We start from the raw sequence: 19,346 nt of genomic DNA, 5'->3' as shown, positions 1-19,346 counted from the left end.
AGGTCAGAGGTGAACTCTGCAACTATTAGTAAGCGTTACTCCATGCTACCGAACCACTTGAGGCAGTTGCAATATGTGGCCCACTGATAATCGAGAAACAGGCGAGCCGAATTCCTGAACGGACTTCAACTCCAGCTGTCATCAAGGCAGCAGGTAAGGGACCGTATAATACTCAATGACCGGTATCTGACAGGGGCATTGCTGTCCGGGAGTCGCGGGAGGATTCGGTGTGACGGTCGGTGCCGGAGTCGTTGGTTTGGTCGCTTTTGTTTCTGGCTGTTTCGGCTTCGCTGGTTTGGGAACCACATTCTGCACCAGTTCTGTTTCATCAAGAGGCAGATCATCTGAAGACAGGCGCGCCTGAGATGTCACTTTGCCTGCTTTCACTGCTCTTACACGAGCCTGCAATGTTCGCGTTTCGTTGGCTGCCAGCTGATCCATCCGGAATGACAACTGCCGCCCCTGTTCGTGCATCAGTCCTTCGGGCAGATCCAGGTTCAGGTTCACAGCGTTCTGGTCCTGACGACCCCGATTACTCACCTGAATCTCCAGGGGAAAGACCTCTCCTTCAGCGACCACATCGGGTCCTTTGATTTTCAGTTCCAGAGAGGTGGCAAATATCTCTGTTGTCGTGGCGACATTCGAAACCAGTTTCACCTGTGAGTTGGTTTCCACGCTCCCTTCCTCTGCCAGATACACTTTGACCTGCAGCTCGCGTTCTTCCTGCGGTTCCAGTCGGTTGATCTTCCAGCTTAACTGGTTCTGTCTGACTTCAGCCGGCGGTGTCAAATCGACCAGGCTTGCGGCGGGGGAGAGTGTCTCGTTCACATCCACATCAAACGCGGGCGTTGTGCCCTGGTTTTTCACGATGATTGAATAGGCCAGTGTATTCGCGGCGGTCCCCTGTTGAGGTATCGTTTTTCTGATTTCGACGTGCAGCTCTTCCTGTCTGCCGGGATCAGGTCGAACGGGCTCTCTCAAATCAGGTTCGAGCAGTTGCTCCTGGCCGACCTGCAGATGTTTGTTTCCTGTCACCCGTTCGTGATAGAGAGTCGGACGGATCGTCTCCTGCGATTGTGCCAGCGTTCGTTCCAGATTGACCAGTATCCATTTTTCATCAAACAGAAACCGATCTCCCGGTTCCAGCCGACTCACCGTGTCCCCCGCAGTCACCAACGCTTCGACTAAAAATGGTTCGTCGATTCCCGGATCCCGCATTTCCCGTTCGATGATGCGGATGTGCTGAACATTCAAAGTCAACTCTGGTTCAGCAGCCGCCGGTTCGGGCGGGAGTTCGAAATCTGGCAGGACGATCGGTCGCTCGCGAGGCGGCAGGAATTCTTCGTGTGGAGTTGTGTTTGCGATATGCTGTGGAAGTTCTCCGAAAGAAACATACAGCGGATCGGTTTCGGCAAGTACAATTCCGTCAATCAAGGGAAGTTCTACAGCAATCCGGGAATCAATCAGATCCACTTCTTCGCGCACAACCGACACCACTTCGACGGGAGCGGGAGTGAACTCTTCCACAAATTCGACTTCAGCTGGTTCATCGGCGGGCATCGCCAGTAACAGCAGGATCGTCAAAACGATCGCAGTCGCGCCCAGGCTGTAAGAAACCGACCATTCCGGGGCATGACCGAACAGCGCCTTCACCTTAAGTAACCAGGCAGGCGCATAATCTTCGAATTTCAGGGAGAGATCATATTCGACGGCGTCGTCTTCGATCTCTTCGGAATACCAGTCGGATTCACTGGAATTCACTGTGCTGATCTCTTCAGATTCCTCGCGTTCGTACTCTTGACGCGCGGCATCAGTCTGCGCGCGGCGATTCAAATCCGAGTTCTGATCGTCAGTTGGGGGCATCACAAAATCAAATCCGTTGTCTTTGTCCGTCGCTGTTCCTGGCGACAAGCGTCCCAAAACAATTAAAGTAAAGATACACAGTGCGTGAAAATTAGCAAAAAGAGCCGGCAAAGGGAAGTGCGATTTAAATTCCCCGGAATACAGCAACTTTATGTGAAAATAGATAGAATTGGATATCGACTGAGAATATCCTGTAATGCATCGACATAAACATAATACAACTAGATTATCTATCAATTTTGCCTTTCCAGGTCTGATCAAATTTAAACACCTCAGAGGATTCTCGACATGTCATCGCTCAACCGTCGTACTTTTCTCAAAACTGCCTCCGCCGGATTGCTCGTCTCGCAGTTGAATCTCAGTGGCAGCAAAGCCGCCGCTTCCAAACCGCTGTTGCCTGCCAAAGTCGTTGACACTCATACCCATTTTTACGATCCGAGTCGCCCCGAAGGGGTTCCCTGGCCGAGCAAAGGTTCGTCCCTCTATCGGACCGTCCTGCCTAAAGATTTTGTCGAACTGAAAAAGTACCAGCCCGTGAATGCCACGGTTGTCGTGGAAGCGAGTAAGCTGGTTGAAGACAATCAGTGGATTCTGGATCAGGCGAAAGACAATCCCGTGATCATCGGATTTGTGGGACGCCTCACTCCGGGCGAGCCCGATTTTCGGAAGCACCTCAAACGGTTTTCGAAGAACCCGCTCTATAAAGGAATTCGCATCAACTACGATCTGCTCGATCTTGGCTTGAAGCAGAAACAGTTTATCGACGATCTGAAACTGATGGCTGACCAGGGGCTGCAGGTGGATCTGAATGGCGGTCCGGTGACGCTCAATGGAGCACGCCTGCTGGCCGAGCAGGTTCCCGATCTGCGGATTGTCGTCGATCATATCGGCAATGTCGTCATCAAAGGGGAGGAACTCGATCTGACCTGGCAACAATACATGGAAGCCCTGTCCGATCAGAAACAGGTTTTCATCAAAATCTCGGCCCTGGTGGAAGGGGCTTCGCGTCACCGTCCTGATGCCGTCCCAGCGGACGTTGCCTACTACCGTCCGACTTTGGATGTCATCTGGAAACACATCGGAGTCGACCGCATGATATTTGGCAGCAACTGGCCGGTCTCCGAACGGGCCGCCGACTATGTCACGCTGCAGAAAATACTGGTCGACTATCTGCAGGACAAAGGACAGGCAGCGCTCGACAAAGTCTTCTGGCAAAACTCGAAGCTCGCTTACCGCTGGGACCGCTATCCCGGTGAATAAACGGCGCACTGCGTATCCGTTCCACAACTGAAGAAACCGGCCTTGACTGCTGCCCGCCGATGCGCATCCTGTTGCTCTCAAGTGTGTCGCGCGCGTTGGCGAGAAAAAATCGAGTGCACTGCGTGAACTACTGCGAAAATCAGCACTACAAAACCCGCTGGTTTCAGCACGATTTGAAAAATAACAACGCATAACCGACTGCGGGTCGACACACTTCGCCCCGTGTTCACAACGAAGTAACCAGTTCTCATCCAGGCACCGGCTCCCTGTCATCACCTGTCGCCACAAAAACCATTTCATCCCTGCTTGACTCCTGCCTGTCCTTCCAGAAAATAAATCAACAAAAACAAGGCAACCACCGATGCAGATCCTGAACCAGGCAAGAACCGGGTTGCCCCAGATAGAATTCGGTGTTGTCGCAAGCAACCGTAAAATGAAAGTGCCAATATCAATCATGGTGTTCCCAAGTTTAACCATTGAACATCCTTAATTAGCCGCAGGGCCTTAGCTCCAGTTGAACACCGAAGTCTGCATGAACCGCGTCTAATGCCATACAGTTGATAACAAAGAAAAAGGGTGAGCCCGAATGTAATTCGGGCCGAGCACTGCGAGCAGGAGGTCGCAGCTGCAACATGCCTTCCAGTGACAGACTGCCGAAACCCAATCGGCACGGCCGGACAAGCTGGTCCGTGGCACCCGGAAACCTCTACTATCATAGGGGCAACACGAATGGATCTGTCACCTTGCGTGCAACTGTCGGCTGGCCCGACAGTGCTGATACAACACCACAACAACACACTCGATACATTTAAAAGCAGGGCGGGAATTTAAGTTTCCGCCCTGCAGGAATTCTACCAGATGTGATTTGAGAGCCTGAAGATGAACAATCAGAAGTAGTTAATTAGGAGTGAGAGTGATCGTTAAGTCCTAAATGAAGTTTAAGTAGACAGCGTGTTTTGTGGCTGTACAATTGAATTCAAGAAAAGTGATTCTCTGATTTTCACATGTCAGAATCTTCTTAATTCATTGAGGATCAAATTAAAAATGATTGACCCACTTCTATCACTAGCTTTTTCAATGCAGACTAATAAAGGAGTGTATGCTCTGTTGCTAGGATCAGGAGTTTCCCGGGCAGCACAAATTCCAACGGGTTGGGAAGTAGTATGTGACTTGGTGGAGAAAATTGCTCATATGCAGGGAGTCGATTGCAGCTCTGATCCTGCAAAGTGGTATCAAGAGACATATCAAAAAGAACCGGACTACTCTGAATTATTGGATGAACTTGCCAAGAGTCCGGAGGAACGGCAGAAGCTTTTGTCAGCGTATTTTGAGCCGAATGAAGAAGAACGCGAGCAAGGATTAAAGCAGCCAACTTCTGCTCATCGAGCTATTGCAAATCTGGTAGAAGGAGGATTTGTTCGTGTCATCGTCACGACAAATTTTGATCGATTAACAGAACTGGCAATTGAAGAGGTTGGAATAACTCCTACAGTTTTGAGTACGCCAGATGCGATTATGGGTTCATTGCCACTGATCCATCAGGAGTGTGTGATCATCAAGCTTCATGGTGATTATAAGGATACACGCATTAAAAATACTATTGGTGAACTCTCTGAATATGATGTAAGTGTTGATGAACTACTTGATCGAATCGTTGATGAATTTGGATTTGTTTTTTGTGGTTGGTCAGCTCAATGGGACCCTGCACTTTACAAGGCTTTTGAGCGTAGTCGAAATCGTCGATTTACCAGCTATTGGGCGAGTCGAGGAAAACCATCAGAGAAAGCTCAGAAGTTACTCCATTCAAGAGCTGGCGAATATATTCAAATCAAGGATGCAGATTCTTTTTTTAATGAACTCGCTGAAAAAGTTATTTCCTTGGAAGAGTTTCAAAAGCCGCACCCACTCTCAGTTGCTTCTGCAGCAGCAACAGTCAAACGTTTGTTGAGCGATGACAAACATATAATTCGCCTACACGATCTGGTTCACGAAGAAAAAGAAAAGGCTTATTCTGCAATTCAACCGATTTTAAATTCTCTATTAGAGCCAGGGAGCCCGGACGAAAAATTTCAGAAAGCTATACTCGAACTAGCCAATAGTCTTGAGTTACTGAGAACTATTTGTATGTATGGGGCTTATTGGGGAAGAGCACAACATCAGGAGGTGTTTTCGAGTGTGATTCAACGGCTCAATAGAGAGCCTGGATTGAATGAAAGCCATGCAGATGGAAGACCTATCAATCCAATGCTTCGAGTAATTCCCTCAATTATTCTATTCTATACGATGGGGATTGCGGCAGTTGCTAGAGGCAACATGGAAATGCTGCTTGCCATTCTAATAAGACCTGAAAGTTCTCGTTCTGGTCGACAGCCCAGAAAGCTAATCCTGAATGTTACTTGGAATGACTTTCAAGATTGTTTCAGATGTATTCCCGAGCACAGGAAAAGCCATTTTCCAGTAAGTGAGTGGTTTTATAACGAGTGCAGAAGCATATTAAATCCAATTATTCCAGATGATCAGGATTATGAACGTTACTTTGATTTCTTTGAAATAATCTATTCTTTTACCTACCTCGATTTGGCGTGTAATAGCCAGTATAATCGTGAGTCAATGTACCTAACGTTTCCGAAAGGAAAGTTTATTCAAAAATACTATATGATGCAGGAATTTAGAGAAGGTGACTATCTGGAGTCCCTCCATATCACAGATGAGCTTCTTCAACCATTCTTCAAAGTTGGACTATTTGGAGGTGATAAAGAAGTATTTAGTTCCGCTGTAGAAATATTTAAAAAAGAAATTATGCTAATAGGTCCTCGATATTATTAAAACGAAAAGCAGAAGTAGATCTAAGTATAGTCTAATCGACCTTCACAGATGGGCCTTCAAAGCTTGAATTGCATTTGGCGCGATCCACTAGAAAACTTTTTCGTGTGTTTTCGTGTTTTTCGTGGTAGTAAAAAAACTACTCCGATTTCACGCCCGCCGTATTCACCGCGATCACTTTGTACTGATACATCTTCCCCGGTTTCGCGGATTTGTCGACGAATTCGAACTTCTGCAGTGGCAGCACGGGGGTATCGCCGTAGCTCATGTTCTGGAACAGCGGGCGGCCGAAACGGTTGGTCGGTTTTTCGGGGAGTTGACCGATCTGTTTGCCGTCACGTTCGATCAGGAAGGCCTGGATGCCGCTCTCGAAGTCGGTTCCCGCTTTCCAGGTGATCGTGCCCGTCGCAGCATCAACTTTGACATCGGTGGGGGCAGGGGGCGGTGTTTTGTCGCTGACTGCGCCGGTCTTGACGAAGTCCAGCCAGGCGATTGCGACCGCTTTGTCGGGCAGCCAGTTGGCTTCCGCCTTGTTTCCGTCAAACTGGTCGTAAGGGACCGGCATGGTTTCACTGAGCAGCGGCGACAGCCAGCCTTTGCTGATCTCGACGGCTTTCAAGGGCGCACCCACTTTGTCCGGCAGACGCTGTTGCAGGCAGGCGTTGAAGAAGGGGATCGCCAGGTAGCGTGAGTCGCCTGTTTCGTGACCTGTGCGGGGATCGGGGGCAAAACAGATCGGTGCCCCTTTGGCGCGGTAGTCTTTGAACATCGCCAGGCTGCCCGTCCAGGCGCGGCTGAAGCGTTTGTTTTCTTTTTCTTTCAGACCCGGGTTCGCCACCATGGGGATCTGCATCGCCGCAGCGGGGATCTCGGGCGCCGTGATTTCGCCATTGGTCCAGTAACCATAGGCGGTTCCCGACTGAAACCAGATCGCCACGATCCGTTCCGGGTACTGCATCTGCATCAGGCTCGACCAGAACCCGCCTCCCGAATGCCCCCACAGACACCAGGGAGCGGTAGCGACTTCGGGATGCCCCGATTTTTCCGCCAGCTTCTGCAGCGACTCGACAAACACTTTGTTCGAACCGTTCCGCGGATCACACCACAGGCGGCAGTTCTGTTCCTGTGCCTGATGGAAACTGGGGCCCAGCAGGGCACAGCCGTTCTTGCGGGCCAGTTCCTGCCAGTGCAGATCATGGGCGGCTGTCACGCTGCCCGTACACGAACCGGAACCGCAGCCATGCTGATGCACGATGATGCCACGTACTTCTTTGAGCCCTTCCGGAATCCACAGCGTATAGGTCACACCAATCTGCAACTGCCCCTCTTTGGGATCGGTTGGCTGTTCGTAGGTGGTGCTGTAATACGGGGGATGATCAGAAGCTTCGACCAGCGGCAGCTGCAGGGGAGCAATGGTTTTCGTTTCTTCCGCAGAGACAGGGGAGAGAGTCGTCTGCAGCAGGAACAGGGAGACGAGGCAAATCGAAGCGGCGCGTGATTTCATGATGTTGATCCAGTAAAGAATGAAACGTATTTCCGACCGGGGCGGGCTTTGAATCTGTGCAGCGTATTTCTGTGCAACGTATTAATGGTACGAAAACCGACGATGGCATGCCAGCGTACCGATGCGTAACAAAGGGGGAAGGATGATTCGAGCACCGCAGTCAAGCGGAAGGTTTGCGGCGGCTCATCCAGTACAGGGGGACGCCGATCAGCACCGGGATCAAGCCCAGTAACGCCAGGCCGCGGGCATATTCCAGGCTGGCGTAGAGCATGTAGAGACAGGTCAGACAGAACAGAATCGGCGTGACGGGATACAGGGGGACGCGGAACGGTCGTTCCAGCTCTGGTGCTTTAAAACGCAGAAGGATCAGACTCAATCCGGTCAGTAGAAAGAAGGTCCAGAACAGTGGAGCCGTCGCGACGAGCAGGGTGTCAAAGCCATCCTGGTATTGTTCCCAGTTGATGAAATCGGATCGGAATACGGTGAAGGGGGCATCGATCAGGCGGCGGCCCGCTTTCGTTCCCACCAGGACAATCATGCCGATGGAGATCACACCCTGTGAGAGCAGTGAGAAGATCGGTGCGTTCACACGTCGGTTCCAGTGTGCCAGAGCGGCGAAGAACCGGTGGTCCATCCCCAGCCGGACATTCACACGGGAGCCGGTCAGAATCAATCCGTTGATGGCGCCCAGTGAGGAAATCATGATAATCAGACTGATGAGCCGGGTGCCATGATTCCCCCAGGCATTCCCCAGCAGTTCTGCAGCCGGCGTCGAAGCGTTCAGCAACCCGGAATAGCCGAGCCCCCACAGGTAGGCAAAGTTGATCAGCAGATAAATCACCAGAATGCCTGCCGTTCCGGCGATCAGCGCCAGGGGAATGTTTTTACCGGGTTCTTTCACTTCCGCCGCGACGAAGGCGGCATCGTTCCAGCCGCCAAACGCGTAGAGGACGAACACCATTGCCAGACCAAAATGCGGTTTCGCATTTGTGGCTTGTGCTGCAGGTTCCAGAATCGTATCGCCTGCTCCCTGCAGTCCCAGGTAGAAACCGCTGACGACAATCGCCGCCAGTCCGATGACTTTGGCCAGCGTCAGGATGTTCTGTGCCCACTTGCCGACCATCAGCCCCAACAGGTTCAGACAGATGAGAATACAGACGGACGTTGACGCCAGAATGACCGACCAGCCTGCAGGAATTTCGTATCCGCAGGCGTTGAGAAACGAGATCGCGTAATCGGCAAAGACATAGGACATGATGCCGATATTACCCGGATTGATGGCGATGAACTGGGCCCAGCCAAAGAGAAATCCACTGCCATTCCCGTAGGTGCGGGAGAGGAAGACATAGTCGCCTCCGGTCTCGGGAATGGAGGCGGCCAGCTCGGCATAACAGAGCGCTCCGGCGAGCATCAGCAGTCCGCCCAGTCCCCAGATCGCAAAACCGGCTTCAATCGAACCGGCAGATCCAAAGACCAGGCTGGGCACTTTGAAGATCGAGACCCCGATCACAATTCCGATGATGATGTTGACGGTGTCCCACAGGCTCAACTGTTTTTGAAAGCTGGAGCCCGGAGTGGAAACCGATTCAGATTGCCGTTGCTCTGAGGGCATATGGAATGCAGTCCCCTGTCCAGCCGGAATTGATTGCGGAGAATGTCAACGGATCAGGCTGGAGTTGTACCGACCACGATGGCAACGGGCATTGTCCAGATTTCCATGGTGTCATCGACCGTCAGGGTGAAGCCGGCTTCTTCCAGAAAACTGGTCGCATTGATCGGCTGGCAATCGACGATGTGCGGGAAATGCTGGTGCATCCATTTATAGGTTTTTTCCAGGAAGCTGTCCTTTTCCCCCTCTTTCGGCAACGCCATACAGACCACGCCCAGACGGCCTCCCGGTTTGAGCACCCGTTTGATTTCAGCCAGCATGGTGGGAATGGTTTCCAGCGGAAACAGCTCGAGGGTAAAGCTCATGGAAACGACGTCAAAGCTGTCGTCGGCAAAAGGGAGCGGAGGCGTATTGGCAACGGTCAGCTCTACCCGGTCGGCCAGACCTGCTTCCGAGACTCGTTTTTCCGAGACGGTTTTCATGCCGTCCGAAATATCCACGCCGGTCACTTTTCCTGTCGATCCGACGGCTGTCGCCAGTGCCACCAGCGAATGTCCGGTCCCGTATCCGACTTCCAGAACCGCTTCCCCTTCCTGAATTGCCAGTGCCGCCAGCCCTTTTTCCCGGGCCACATGTTCATTGGAATCCGCGATCATGTCATAAGAATGGCTGATCCGGTCATAAAACGATTTCGTCAGTTTTTCGTCGGTAGTACTCATACGTTGTATGCTCCAGGCTGGAAGGTGAGAGACTCTTGTCGCAAATTATAAAATGAACGATCAGACGAGAGAAGTCGCAAGCCGGAAAACAATCGGAACTTCATTAATTTGAACAGGTCCCTGAAACCAGTTCCACGGATAAATACCAGACGGACGGAGTTAAGAAGACTGAGAAAAAAGATCTTACGCAAAACGTTGTTTTTTAGAATTCCTTTCATCGCCGGAGGATGCTACAACATAGAGAGAGCGTTCGCACAACTCATATCGCAGGAAATCAAACCTTCACGGGCTGTCTGTGAATGTGGTTTGTTCGAATTGTTCATATTAAGCGCTTCAAAAACCTCTATTCGAATACATTGATGGATCAGGGAATGAATCCGCCAGGACCTTGTTCCATGTTGAGGAAGGAACAATTATGCGAAACGTGTTGGCCTTGGTTCTGGCCGGTGGTAAGGGATCACGTCTGGAACCGCTTACCAGGGATCGAGCAAAACCCGCTGTACCCTTTGGAGGCGGTTACCGCATCATCGATTTTACACTTTCGAACTGTATCAACAGCGGGATGCGGCGGATTCTGATTCTGACCCAGTACAAAGCGGCGAGCCTCGACCGGCATATCAACCTGGGCTGGCGATTCCTCTGCCGTGAACTGAATGAATTCATCGATGTCCTCCCTCCGCAGCAGCGTATTGACGAACAGTGGTACCAGGGAACCGCGGACGCCGTCTACCAGAATATCTACACGATCGAACGGGCCCGCTCGGAACACATTCTGATCCTGTCCGGCGATCATATTTATAAGATGGATTACTCCAAACTGATTCGCGACCATAAGGAATCTGGCGCGGAAGTGACCATCGGCTGTATCCCCGTCGATCGGGACGAAGCGACTCAGTTCGGCGTGATGGGCGTTGATGATGACATGCGGGTTGTCAAGTTCGAAGAAAAACCGGCCAATCCCGCTCCCATGCCCAGTCATCCGGAAAAAAGTCTGGCTTCGATGGGCATCTATGTCTTCAACACGAACTTCCTGTTTGAGCGATTGTGTTACGACGCGACCCAGCTCGACAGTTCGCATGACTTCGGTAAAAACATCATTCCATCTATCATCGACGATCATCTGATCCGCGCGTATCCGTTCCAGGATAAAAATACAGGCGATGGTTACTACTGGCGCGATGTCGGCACGATCGACGCCTATTATGAAGCGAACATGGATCTGGTGTCAGTGCATCCACAGCTAAACCTGTACGATTCGACCTGGCCGATTCGCTCTTATCAGCCCCCCGATCCGCCACCGAAGTTCGTTTTCGCCCAGAGCGAAGGGAATAAACCCCGCGTGGGGCAGGCCGTGGACAGTATGGTTTGTCCGGGCTCGATTATTTCCGGCGGGCGCGTGAGCCAGTCGATCATTTCTTCCAACGTGCGCGTCAACAGCTGGGCGGAAGTCGATAATTCGATTCTGTTTTCCGGCGTGAATGTCGGTCGGCATGCGAAGATTCGCAATGCGATCATCGACAAAGGGGTTTCAATCCCCAAAGGCTGCGAAATTGGCTACGACCTGGCTGCCGATAAAAGCCGCGGTTTTGCCGTTTCGGAATCCGGCATCGTTGTCATCGGCAAGATGGATGGCTTTCCCAGCGAAGTTTGAATCCTGAATCAGTCCTATCAGGCCTGATGCCGGTCGCGCCGGTGTCAGGCACTGCGCATAAAAATTCCCGGAAGCAGTAGCCCAGGGGGGGGAAGGACTTGTACTACTTCCGGGAGGCGATTGTTCGCCATTATTTTTCACGCCTGCAGAGACGCCTCAAAGGACGCACTCGTTAAACGTTTCAAAAAAGATCGATGCCACAGCATCCGTGCCTTTGGCATTCGATCTTTCCACTGAGTGAATGAAATCGCTCAGCGGACACTAGTGTATTCTTAATAGTTGAAATTGGGATTGATAACGGTCATTGTGAGATGTGATGTTATCAGGAATGGTCTGTTTGATGTTTTCAGATCAGCGTGAACGCCAATGGTGCGGGGAGAATAGAAAGTCATTTTGAATCGGTCAATACCAATCTCAAACGATTTTTTAAAAAGCAATCTGAATTCAAATTCCGCGTGTAAATATTTCAAAAAAACAGGGAATCAAAAACTTCGAAAGGATCTGGCATCATGTTTCGACAACTCGTATTACTTTTGACTGTCATTTGCAGTCTGAGTCTGCCTGCTCCCGCCCGTCTGGATGCAGCAGAGAAAGCAAAACCGAATATCATTTTCATCATGGCCGATGATTTAGGCTACGCGGAACTCGGTTGTTATGGTCAGACAAAAATCAAAACGCCGCATATCGACAAGCTGGCTGCCGAGGGGATGAAATTCACACAGGCCTATGCCGGCTCGATGGTCTGTCAGCCTTCGCGCAGCGTATTGATGACAGGTCAACATACCGGACACACGGCCGTACGTGCCAATGACCTGAACCAGTTGCTGTACGAAGAAGACACCACCGTTGCCGAAGTGTTAAATGCTGCCGGCTACGCGACTGGCGTGTTCGGAAAATGGGGACTCGGTTACGAAGGTACACCCGGTCGACCTGGAAAACAAGGCTTTGATGAATTCACCGGCCAACTGCTGCAGGTACACGCTCACTTTTATTATCCCTTCTGGATCTGGAAAAACGAGCAGAAACTCATGCTGCCGGAAAACGAAAGCAACCAGCGGGGCCGCTACATTCACGATCTGATTCATGAAGATGCGAAAGCCTTCATCCAGAAAAATAAATCGCAGCCCTTCTTCGCCTATCTGCCTTACATTATTCCTCACGTGGAACTGGTGGTCCCGGAAGAGTCGGAAAAACCGTATCGCGGTCAGTTTCCCCAGAAACAGATTCCCGATCCCCGTCCCGGTTATATTGGTTCGGAAGACGGACTGGTGACATTTGCCGGCATGGTCTCCCGCCTGGACGATCATGTCGGAGAAATCGTCACCCTGCTCGAAGACCTGGGGATACGTGATAACACGCTGATCATTTTCACCTCCGATAACGGCGGGCAGGGTGGCGCCTGGAAAGAGATGACCGATTACTTCAACGGCAACGCACCGCTCAAGGGGCATAAAGGTTCGATGTATGAAGGCGGTTTACGTGTGCCCTTCATCGCGAACTGGCCTGGCAAAATCGCTGCGGGAAAAACGACAGACCTGCAGATTGCATTCTGGGATGTATTACCTACGCTGGCGCAGGTTGCCGGGACGAACGTTCCGTCTGGTGTCGATATTGACGGCATCTCATTTCTGCCCACTCTTCTGGGGAAAGGGGATCAGCCAAAGCATGAGTACCTCTACTGGGAATACACCAAAGACCAGGTTCGCTCGCGGGCGATCCGTCAGGGCAACTGGAAAGCGGTACAGAACCGTATGAATCAGCCGCTGGAACTTTACGATCTGGGCAAAGATGTTGGCGAGACCACAAATCTCGCGAAACAGTATCCGCTAAAAGTCAAAGATCTGGAGCAGATCATGCAGCAGGCTCATTCCGAGCCACGTGACTTCCCTCAGACTCTGAAGCCGGTTGGCATCAAAGGGTACGTGAAGTAATTCTATGTGAATCGATCAGACGTTAAAAAAGAAAAACCGCAGCCCGATAATCAGGCTGCGGTTTTTTTATTCAATTTGAATTGTCTGCTGAAGATCAGTTGGCCAGATCCCACCACCAGCGACCTGCGGGTAATGCAGGAGCTTTGGACTGAGCGGAAACGGCTCCGACTTCGGGAGAGACTTTCAGGTTCTGCTGATTTTTCACAACGGAGTTCGTATCAACCCGCACACCGCCGGCAACCTGTACGACAACATCTTTGCCGTTGTAGACGCGGTGATTGACGACCGTGTCGACTGTGTGGGCTGCTTCGAATTCAGCCGGTCGATAGGCACCGTTGGATGCAAAAGCATTCATTTCCCAGCCGGCACGATTTGCCAGCTGTTCGTTTCGCATCAGGGCAGCCACCAGAGCCAGGTCAAAAATGTTCTGCAGGTCGGCGTAAACCAGATCCTGTTGAGCCAGTTCCTGATAGTGTTTAGTAAAGTTGGCAGCGAACTCGCGGTTCAGCTTCTCAGCTTTCCCCGTTCGTAACCGTTCACCCTCTTTGGTGACGATCTGGTTTTCCGACTGGCAGAGGACAGAAGATCCGACTACCTGGTAGGCAGTTCGTTGCGGGTTATGCAGAACGGAATCGTATTTCATGGTCAGCCACCAGCGGAGTGCTTCGAGGTTCAAACCGCTTGCATTGCTCTCTTGAGCCAGCAGATCGAAGTAGCTGGGGATGTTTTTACCGGCATCCATTTTTCCGATACCGATCAGTTTCATCCGGTAGTCTGCTTCAATCAGGACACGGGCAACGCGTGAAGTATCGGGCACACCGTAGAGAGTGATGTCCTGCACTCCCAGTTTTTCTTTCAGCTGTCGAGTGTAATTACGAACTCCGGCACCGGCACTCAGCGGGCCACGGGCATTGGACTGAGTGACAAATTCATTGACGCGTGCCAGACCTTCTGCACGTGGATCGAATGAGCAACCAAAGATGTTTTCTCCCTGATCGGAGAACGTTCGCAGAATGGTTACCAGGTCGTCCAGCTGCAGGACAGGACGTCCGCTTTCGACACCAACAGGCAGACCCTGCTCATTGTAGATCCAGGCTTCTGCCGGACCGGCGATCACGATTTCCTGATCTTCGGGATAGACAAATACATATTCGACTTTGGTCAAACCCGCCAGCATTTTCATGGTTTCAACGGGTGAACGACCTTCTTCAATCAACTGCTGAACTTCTTTTTCCAGACGAGTCAGAGAGATCAGACGCAGCTGGCTGTTCTGTGAAACATTCTTATTCAGGCTGGCTTTGCGGGCTTTCACTCCCAGAGCTTCCAGTTCGCCTTTGAGTTCCTGCTTGCTGATGTGATGCAGCATGCCGTTCGGATCAACGCGGACCCCTGCGGAGAACTGTCGCATGGAACCTTCACCAGATCCGTCGTCGATCCAGCCGCCTGAAGTCTGTGTCTGAATCAGGTCGATCAGTTCGGTAAAGTCAGCCAGCTGAGATCCACCCGCCAGTGACATTGCCTGGGCTCGTTCGCCCATAGCTTTCGTGCGTTCGTCAGCGAGCGGGATACGGTTGATGGTTCCCAATGCAGCCATAAAGTCGCCAGAGTCCATCTGGGCTTTGACAACCATTTTGAGCAGGAGTGTGCGATCCTGCAGGTTTCCGACTGTTTCAGCGACTTCAATCGCCTGACCGAATTCCCCTGCTGACAGATGAGCGGCAACCTGTTCTTCAGGTGAAACGCGTGGCGTCTCTTGAACCGGTTTCGTTTCTACTGCAGGAGCAACCGCGACGGTTTCCTGTACTTCCAGAACGATTGGTGTTTCGACCGGTGTCTGAACCTGTTCGGGTGCTTTTTCGACAGTCACTTCCGACTGAGGCTTCACCAGGTAAAAGGTGACTCCCAGAACAACAGCTAAACAGACCACGGTTGCCAGAACGGAAACAACACTGGAGCCGACGCGAGGGTGATTAGGGCGCATGGACGCTCTCCAATTGACACAACATATTAACGGACAAGCTTGCAGTTCGGATATGTGCGTTCTGCAAGATGGGAAAATTAAGGGCTTTATGTAATAGGATCGTCCAACTTTGCCCTGACGTCAAGGATAATCTTTAATTTCTTGGTCTTCCTATTTCAGCCCGGCTCTGGCATCCAAAGAACAGTTACAAGTAGTAGAATAGAAACACTTCGTTCAAATTCAGTAACACCGTAAAATTCCTGCGATCGATACAGAAAGTATTTTCGTGCCAGAACTGCCTGAAGTGGAGACCATGGTCCGCGGCATTCGCGACGCCGTGGAAGGCCGCAAGATTAAAGACTTTCGCACCTGTCCCTGCCCGTGCAAGCCCATTTCCATGAAGCCGGGGCTTAAAACCATTCGATCAAAAGCTTTAAACCAAACTGTAGTCCAGGTCAGACGACGGGCAAAACGGGTGATTCTGGATCTGGAGAATGATTATTCGTTCGTGATTGAACCCCGGATGACTGGACTGATGTTACTTTCCGATCCCCCGGACATCGGTCACCTGCGGCTGGAGTGGATCCTGCAGAAAGGACGGTCCAGTCGCTCACTCTGGTTCTGGGATCGTCGTGGACTGGGGACGGTTCAACTGCTCAGTCGAAAGGAACAGGATCTGGTGCTCGGACCGCAGAAACTGGGTCCCGATGCGCTGGAGATTACGGTCAATGAACTGCAACAGCGGCTGGCGAAGACCAGTCGTGCGATCAAAGTCGCCTTGCTGGACCAGAAAATGGTGGCGGGGATCGGTAATCTCTATGCCAGTGAAATGCTCCACCAGAGTCGGATTCATCCCGAACGGACGGCCGATCAGTTGTCGGCGGCAGAAATGAAATCACTGCACAAAGCCATGCAGCAGATTCTAAAAACCGCCATTCGCTATGAAGGTTCCACCCTCGGCGACGGGACTTATCGGAATGCGCTGAATCAGTCGGGCGGCTATCAGAATCAGCATCGCGTGTATGGCCAGGAAGAAAAAAACTGCCCCTCCTGCAAGGGAGCACAGATTGTCAGGATCGTCCAGGCACAGCGCTCCACATTTTTCTGCCCCTGCTGTCAGATCATGCAGTCGTGAATGGAATCGTCCTGTCTTATTGAAAGTGAAATCTGATTAATTTCATCGAATTGAGGCGAGAATTGGCGAATCATACTTTTCTCGACAGACAATTTTGGAATAAGATCACCTGAGCGATGTTAAAGCGACTTCGCAGCATCTGGTTCGGATCTCATACCCGCTGGTAATTCATGTCGTATCGAGCTTTCAAAAAACTGCTGGGGGAAACCAACCTCGAACGGAAGTGCCGTTACCTGTTTGGTGGCGGATTGCTCGTATTAATTACGGCCAGTTTTTCTTTGAATACCTGGTTGAACAATCAGGTGCTGAACGATCAGAACATTACCTCGGCCCGTCTGCTGGTCGCGCCGATCATTCTGGAAAAGCACTGGAAATGGTCCGAGTCGAACGATCAGTACCGCATGCTGATCGAAAAAATTGCCCAGTCGGTCAAACCTCAGGATCTCGGCGACTACAGCTGGGCGGTCTTTAAAGCGAATCCTTCCAATGCGGATTCCAAAGAACGCCCCATCGACAGTGCCGGCTATGAAGCGCTGGAACGCATCAAGCAGGGGGAAAAAGAAATCTTCTACCGTGATGAAGCGGAAGGCAAGTTTCAATATTACGGTGCCATTCATGCCACGGAATCCTGTGTCTCCTGTCATCGTCTCCGCGATGACCCCGATCTGGAACTGGGCGGACTCATCGGGATTGTCAATATTCGCTTCCCCTCGCAGAAAGTCGAACAGGCTCAGAACTGGAACAACGCCATCAACCTGGCATCCGCGCTCGTCACGGCTGTCCTGGCGATGCTGGCCGCTTACGCGATTGTGCGCTACGTGATTGTGAAACCCGTGCTGCACCTGAAAGATGTGAGTGATGAAATCGCGCACGGCAATCTGGATCTGCGGGCCGACATCCGTACGGGTGATGAATTTGAAGAACTGAGCTACGCGTTCAACCGCATGCTCCGTCACCTGGTCACCGTGCAGGAAGAACTGCGGACCGTCAACACCGACCTCGATACCAAAGTGGACGAGCTGGCGCAGGTCAACCTTCGGCTCTATGAGATGAATAAACTCAAAGACGAGTTTCTCGCGACGATGAGCCACGAACTCCGCACGCCTCTGAACAGTATTCTCGGTTTCAGTGATCTGCTCGCAAGCTCCAAAGATCTCAGCGAGAAACAGAAACGTTACGTCAGCAATATTCAGATGTCCGGCAAAAACCTGCTGGCTCAAATCAATGACGTGCTCGACCTGGCGAAAATCGAGAGCGGCAAAATGGAACTGCAGCTTTCTGAAATTTCCGTGGCCGATCTGATTGAACGCCGCGTGGGCAACATGCTGCCACTGGCAGATAAAAAGAACATTGAACTGACTTCTGAAATCGATCCGAAGATTCCGATTCTGTTTCAGGACTCCATCAAAATTCAACAGATCCTCAACAACCTGCTTTCCAATGCGATCAAGTTTACGCCGGAAGGGGGCAGGGTCCATGTCGCTGCTAAACTCTGTGAAAAGGACCCGAAACAAATGGACCTCATTGTAGAGGATACGGGCATCGGTATCCCCCTGGATGAGCAGGAACATATCTTCGAAAAATTCCGCCAGGGAAGATCTTCTTCCGGGTCGCGGGACACGATGAGTCGTTCCTACGAAGGGACCGGACTGGGATTGTCGATCATTCGCGAACTGTCAAAACTGCTCGACGGCGAAGTCTTTCTGGAAAGTGAGTTCGGTCGAGGCAGTAAGTTTACGGCACGATTGCCTGTCCGTATGAACGTGTCAGAGGAGGGGGGACTCTCGGATCTGGACGATACCTCTGTCGGCATGAATCGTATCAAAACCTCTGATCTGCAGAATTATTCCCGGGAAAAACTCGGCGAGAACGAACATTCGGAGACGCGCACTCCTTGAATCTGAAGCGGTGAGTGCCTACCCTTTGCATTCTGGCCGGCACACCGGGTTGTCGGGTCTTCGATACTCCCACCTTGATTCAGGAACCTGCTCTCGTGGCTCTGGAGCTGAAAAATCCACACAGTGTAATGGCGGCTCTGAAGTCCCGTCCGATCGATGTCACAGAGATTCGTCTGACGGCAGGTTCCTCGCAGGGAAACTGGGGAGATGTCGCCGATGAAGCACGCAGCCAGCGGATTCCCGTTGTCATCAAGAAATCAGCGCCCCAGAAAATGAAGCGGCGGCAGTCCGAAGATCAGGGACGCCGTACCGCGGGTTCGGTTGCGCTGGTCAAACCCCGTAACCCTTCGACACTCAATGATCTGTTTCCCGAGACCGAAACAGGTGGTCTCTGGCTGGCGCTGGACTGTATTCAGGATCCCCATAACATCGGTGCCATCTTTCGAACGGCTGCTTTCTTTGGCGTCCGGGGAATTGTGTTGACGAAAGATCGTTCTGCTCCCATCAATGCGACCGTTTACGATGTCGCCTCCGGGGGGATGGAAGCGGTGCCGTTTGCCGTCGAAACCAATCTGAGCCGCTCGATTACCCAGGCCAAGGAAAGCGGGGTCTGGATCATGGGAACTTCCGAGCATGCTGAAGAGGATGTCTCCACGTATTCCCAGGACCGTCCCTGGATGGTCGTGATTGGTAATGAGGAGAAAGGGCTCCGTCGCCTGACACTGGAACAGTGTGATGTGGTCACTCGCCTGACTCCCACCGGGATTGTCGATTCGCTCAATGCTTCTGTCGCAGCAGGCATCATGATCGCCCGTTTTTCTCCCTTCGGGCCTGGTGCAAAATAAGTTTGTGAAACAGTCTCTTACGATTTGCCTGCAATAACAGGCAGAATCTGCAAAATGTCTACATTCGTTACAGACGCCGTTTCCGGTAGCGATTATAGCAGTTTTATGCTTTGAGAAGCTGAACAAGTCTGTCCCTGTTCCCCTCTCA

The 19,346-nt window shown here is 51.5% G+C and carries 12 protein-coding genes; 7 read left to right on the top strand and 5 right to left on the bottom strand.

The genetic code is table 11. From position 1 onward, the window contains the following. Positions 1-141 precede the first annotated feature (141 nt). Positions 142-1,863 (bottom strand): hypothetical protein, encoded by a 1,722-nt coding sequence (locus tag ACN0YN_RS15660; RefSeq protein ID WP_417386029.1) that lies wholly within the window; start codon positions 1,861-1,863, stop codon positions 142-144. Positions 1,864-2,151: 288 nt separating this feature from the next. Here ACN0YN_RS15660 and ACN0YN_RS15655 point away from each other — a divergent pair, with 288 nt between their 5' ends. Together ACN0YN_RS15655 and ACN0YN_RS15650 are read left to right on the top strand one after the other, a co-directional pair. Continuing rightward, complete coding sequence (locus ACN0YN_RS15655; protein WP_417385957.1) at positions 2,152-3,123, top strand: amidohydrolase family protein; 972 nt, start codon at positions 2,152-2,154, stop codon at positions 3,121-3,123. A gap of 1,044 nt (positions 3,124-4,167) precedes the next feature. Continuing rightward, the gene (locus tag ACN0YN_RS15650) at positions 4,168-5,949 is read left to right on the top strand and encodes an SIR2 family protein (RefSeq protein ID WP_417385956.1); all 1,782 of its coding nucleotides are present in this window, start codon (positions 4,168-4,170) and stop codon (positions 5,947-5,949) included. A 136-nt stretch (positions 5,950-6,085) separates the two neighbouring features. Here ACN0YN_RS15650 and ACN0YN_RS15645 read toward each other — a convergent pair whose 3' ends face one another. From ACN0YN_RS15645 to ACN0YN_RS15635, 3 genes are all read right to left on the bottom strand, one after another. Continuing rightward, positions 6,086-7,450 carry a hypothetical protein gene (locus ACN0YN_RS15645; protein WP_417385955.1) on the bottom strand — a complete coding sequence of 455 codons (1,365 nt, stop codon included), beginning with the start codon at positions 7,448-7,450 and terminating at the stop codon, positions 6,086-6,088. Positions 7,451-7,610: 160 nt separating this feature from the next. Then, positions 7,611-9,062 carry an APC family permease gene (locus ACN0YN_RS15640; protein ID WP_417385954.1) on the bottom strand — a complete coding sequence of 484 codons (1,452 nt, stop codon included), beginning with the start codon at positions 9,060-9,062 and terminating at the stop codon, positions 7,611-7,613. 53 nt (positions 9,063-9,115) lie between these two features. Continuing rightward, positions 9,116-9,778 (bottom strand): class I SAM-dependent methyltransferase, encoded by a 663-nt coding sequence (locus tag ACN0YN_RS15635; RefSeq protein WP_417385953.1) that lies wholly within the window; start codon positions 9,776-9,778, stop codon positions 9,116-9,118. Between the two features lie 415 nt (positions 9,779-10,193). Here ACN0YN_RS15635 and glgC point away from each other — a divergent pair, with 415 nt between their 5' ends. After that, complete coding sequence (glgC, locus tag ACN0YN_RS15630) at positions 10,194-11,429, top strand: glucose-1-phosphate adenylyltransferase (protein ID WP_417385952.1); 1,236 nt, start codon at positions 10,194-10,196, stop codon at positions 11,427-11,429. 509 nt (positions 11,430-11,938) lie between these two features. Next, complete coding sequence (locus ACN0YN_RS15625) at positions 11,939-13,360, top strand: arylsulfatase (protein ID WP_417385951.1); 1,422 nt, start codon at positions 11,939-11,941, stop codon at positions 13,358-13,360. 94 nt (positions 13,361-13,454) lie between these two features. Here the strand turns inward: ACN0YN_RS15625 and ACN0YN_RS15620 are convergent, their stop codons facing one another. Beyond that, on the bottom strand, positions 13,455-15,341 hold the full coding sequence (locus ACN0YN_RS15620; RefSeq protein ID WP_417385950.1) for a DUF1598 domain-containing protein: 1,887 nt from the start codon (positions 15,339-15,341) through the stop codon (positions 13,455-13,457). Between the two features lie 265 nt (positions 15,342-15,606). Between ACN0YN_RS15620 and mutM the strand changes: the two genes are divergently transcribed. From mutM to rlmB, 3 genes are all read left to right on the top strand, one after another. Further along, complete coding sequence (mutM, locus tag ACN0YN_RS15615; RefSeq protein ID WP_417385949.1) at positions 15,607-16,455, top strand: DNA-formamidopyrimidine glycosylase; 849 nt, start codon at positions 15,607-15,609, stop codon at positions 16,453-16,455. A gap of 170 nt (positions 16,456-16,625) precedes the next feature. Beyond that, positions 16,626-18,353 (top strand): ATP-binding protein, encoded by a 1,728-nt coding sequence (locus tag ACN0YN_RS15610; protein WP_417385948.1) that lies wholly within the window; start codon positions 16,626-16,628, stop codon positions 18,351-18,353. 14 nt (positions 18,354-18,367) lie between these two features. Continuing rightward, positions 18,368-19,198, top strand: a complete 831-nt coding sequence (gene rlmB / locus ACN0YN_RS15605) for a 23S rRNA (guanosine(2251)-2'-O)-methyltransferase RlmB (protein ID WP_417385947.1) — start codon at positions 18,368-18,370, stop codon at positions 19,196-19,198. The last annotated feature ends 148 nt before the right edge of the window (positions 19,199-19,346 follow it).

Origin of the sequence: Gimesia sp., assembly GCF_048260065.1 — a bacterium.
GTDB lineage: Bacteria > Planctomycetota > Planctomycetia > Planctomycetales > Planctomycetaceae > Gimesia.
Note: the sequence above shows the minus strand (reverse complement) of the source record. Positions and strands in the feature narration are given on the sequence as shown.

Excerpts from the sequence above, each read along its gene's own strand:
- ACN0YN_RS15625 (WP_417385951.1), top strand. The coding sequence starts at position 11,939 with ATGTTTCGACAACTCGTATTACTTTTGACTGTCATTTGCAGTCTGAGT.
- ACN0YN_RS15650 (WP_417385956.1), top strand. The coding sequence starts at position 4,168 with ATGATTGACCCACTTCTATCACTAGCTTTTTCAATGCAGACTAATAAA.
- ACN0YN_RS15660 (WP_417386029.1), bottom strand. The coding sequence starts at position 1,863 with ATGCCCCCAACTGACGATCAGAACTCGGATTTGAATCGCCGCGCGCAG.
- ACN0YN_RS15655 (WP_417385957.1), top strand. The coding sequence starts at position 2,152 with ATGTCATCGCTCAACCGTCGTACTTTTCTCAAAACTGCCTCCGCCGGA.
- glgC (WP_417385952.1), top strand. The coding sequence starts at position 10,194 with ATGCGAAACGTGTTGGCCTTGGTTCTGGCCGGTGGTAAGGGATCACGT.
- ACN0YN_RS15620 (WP_417385950.1), bottom strand. The coding sequence starts at position 15,341 with ATGCGCCCTAATCACCCTCGCGTCGGCTCCAGTGTTGTTTCCGTTCTG.
- ACN0YN_RS15645 (WP_417385955.1), bottom strand. The coding sequence starts at position 7,450 with ATGAAATCACGCGCCGCTTCGATTTGCCTCGTCTCCCTGTTCCTGCTG.
- ACN0YN_RS15640 (WP_417385954.1), bottom strand. The coding sequence starts at position 9,062 with ATGCCCTCAGAGCAACGGCAATCTGAATCGGTTTCCACTCCGGGCTCC.
- ACN0YN_RS15610 (WP_417385948.1), top strand. The coding sequence starts at position 16,626 with ATGTCGTATCGAGCTTTCAAAAAACTGCTGGGGGAAACCAACCTCGAA.
- ACN0YN_RS15635 (WP_417385953.1), bottom strand. The coding sequence starts at position 9,778 with ATGAGTACTACCGACGAAAAACTGACGAAATCGTTTTATGACCGGATC.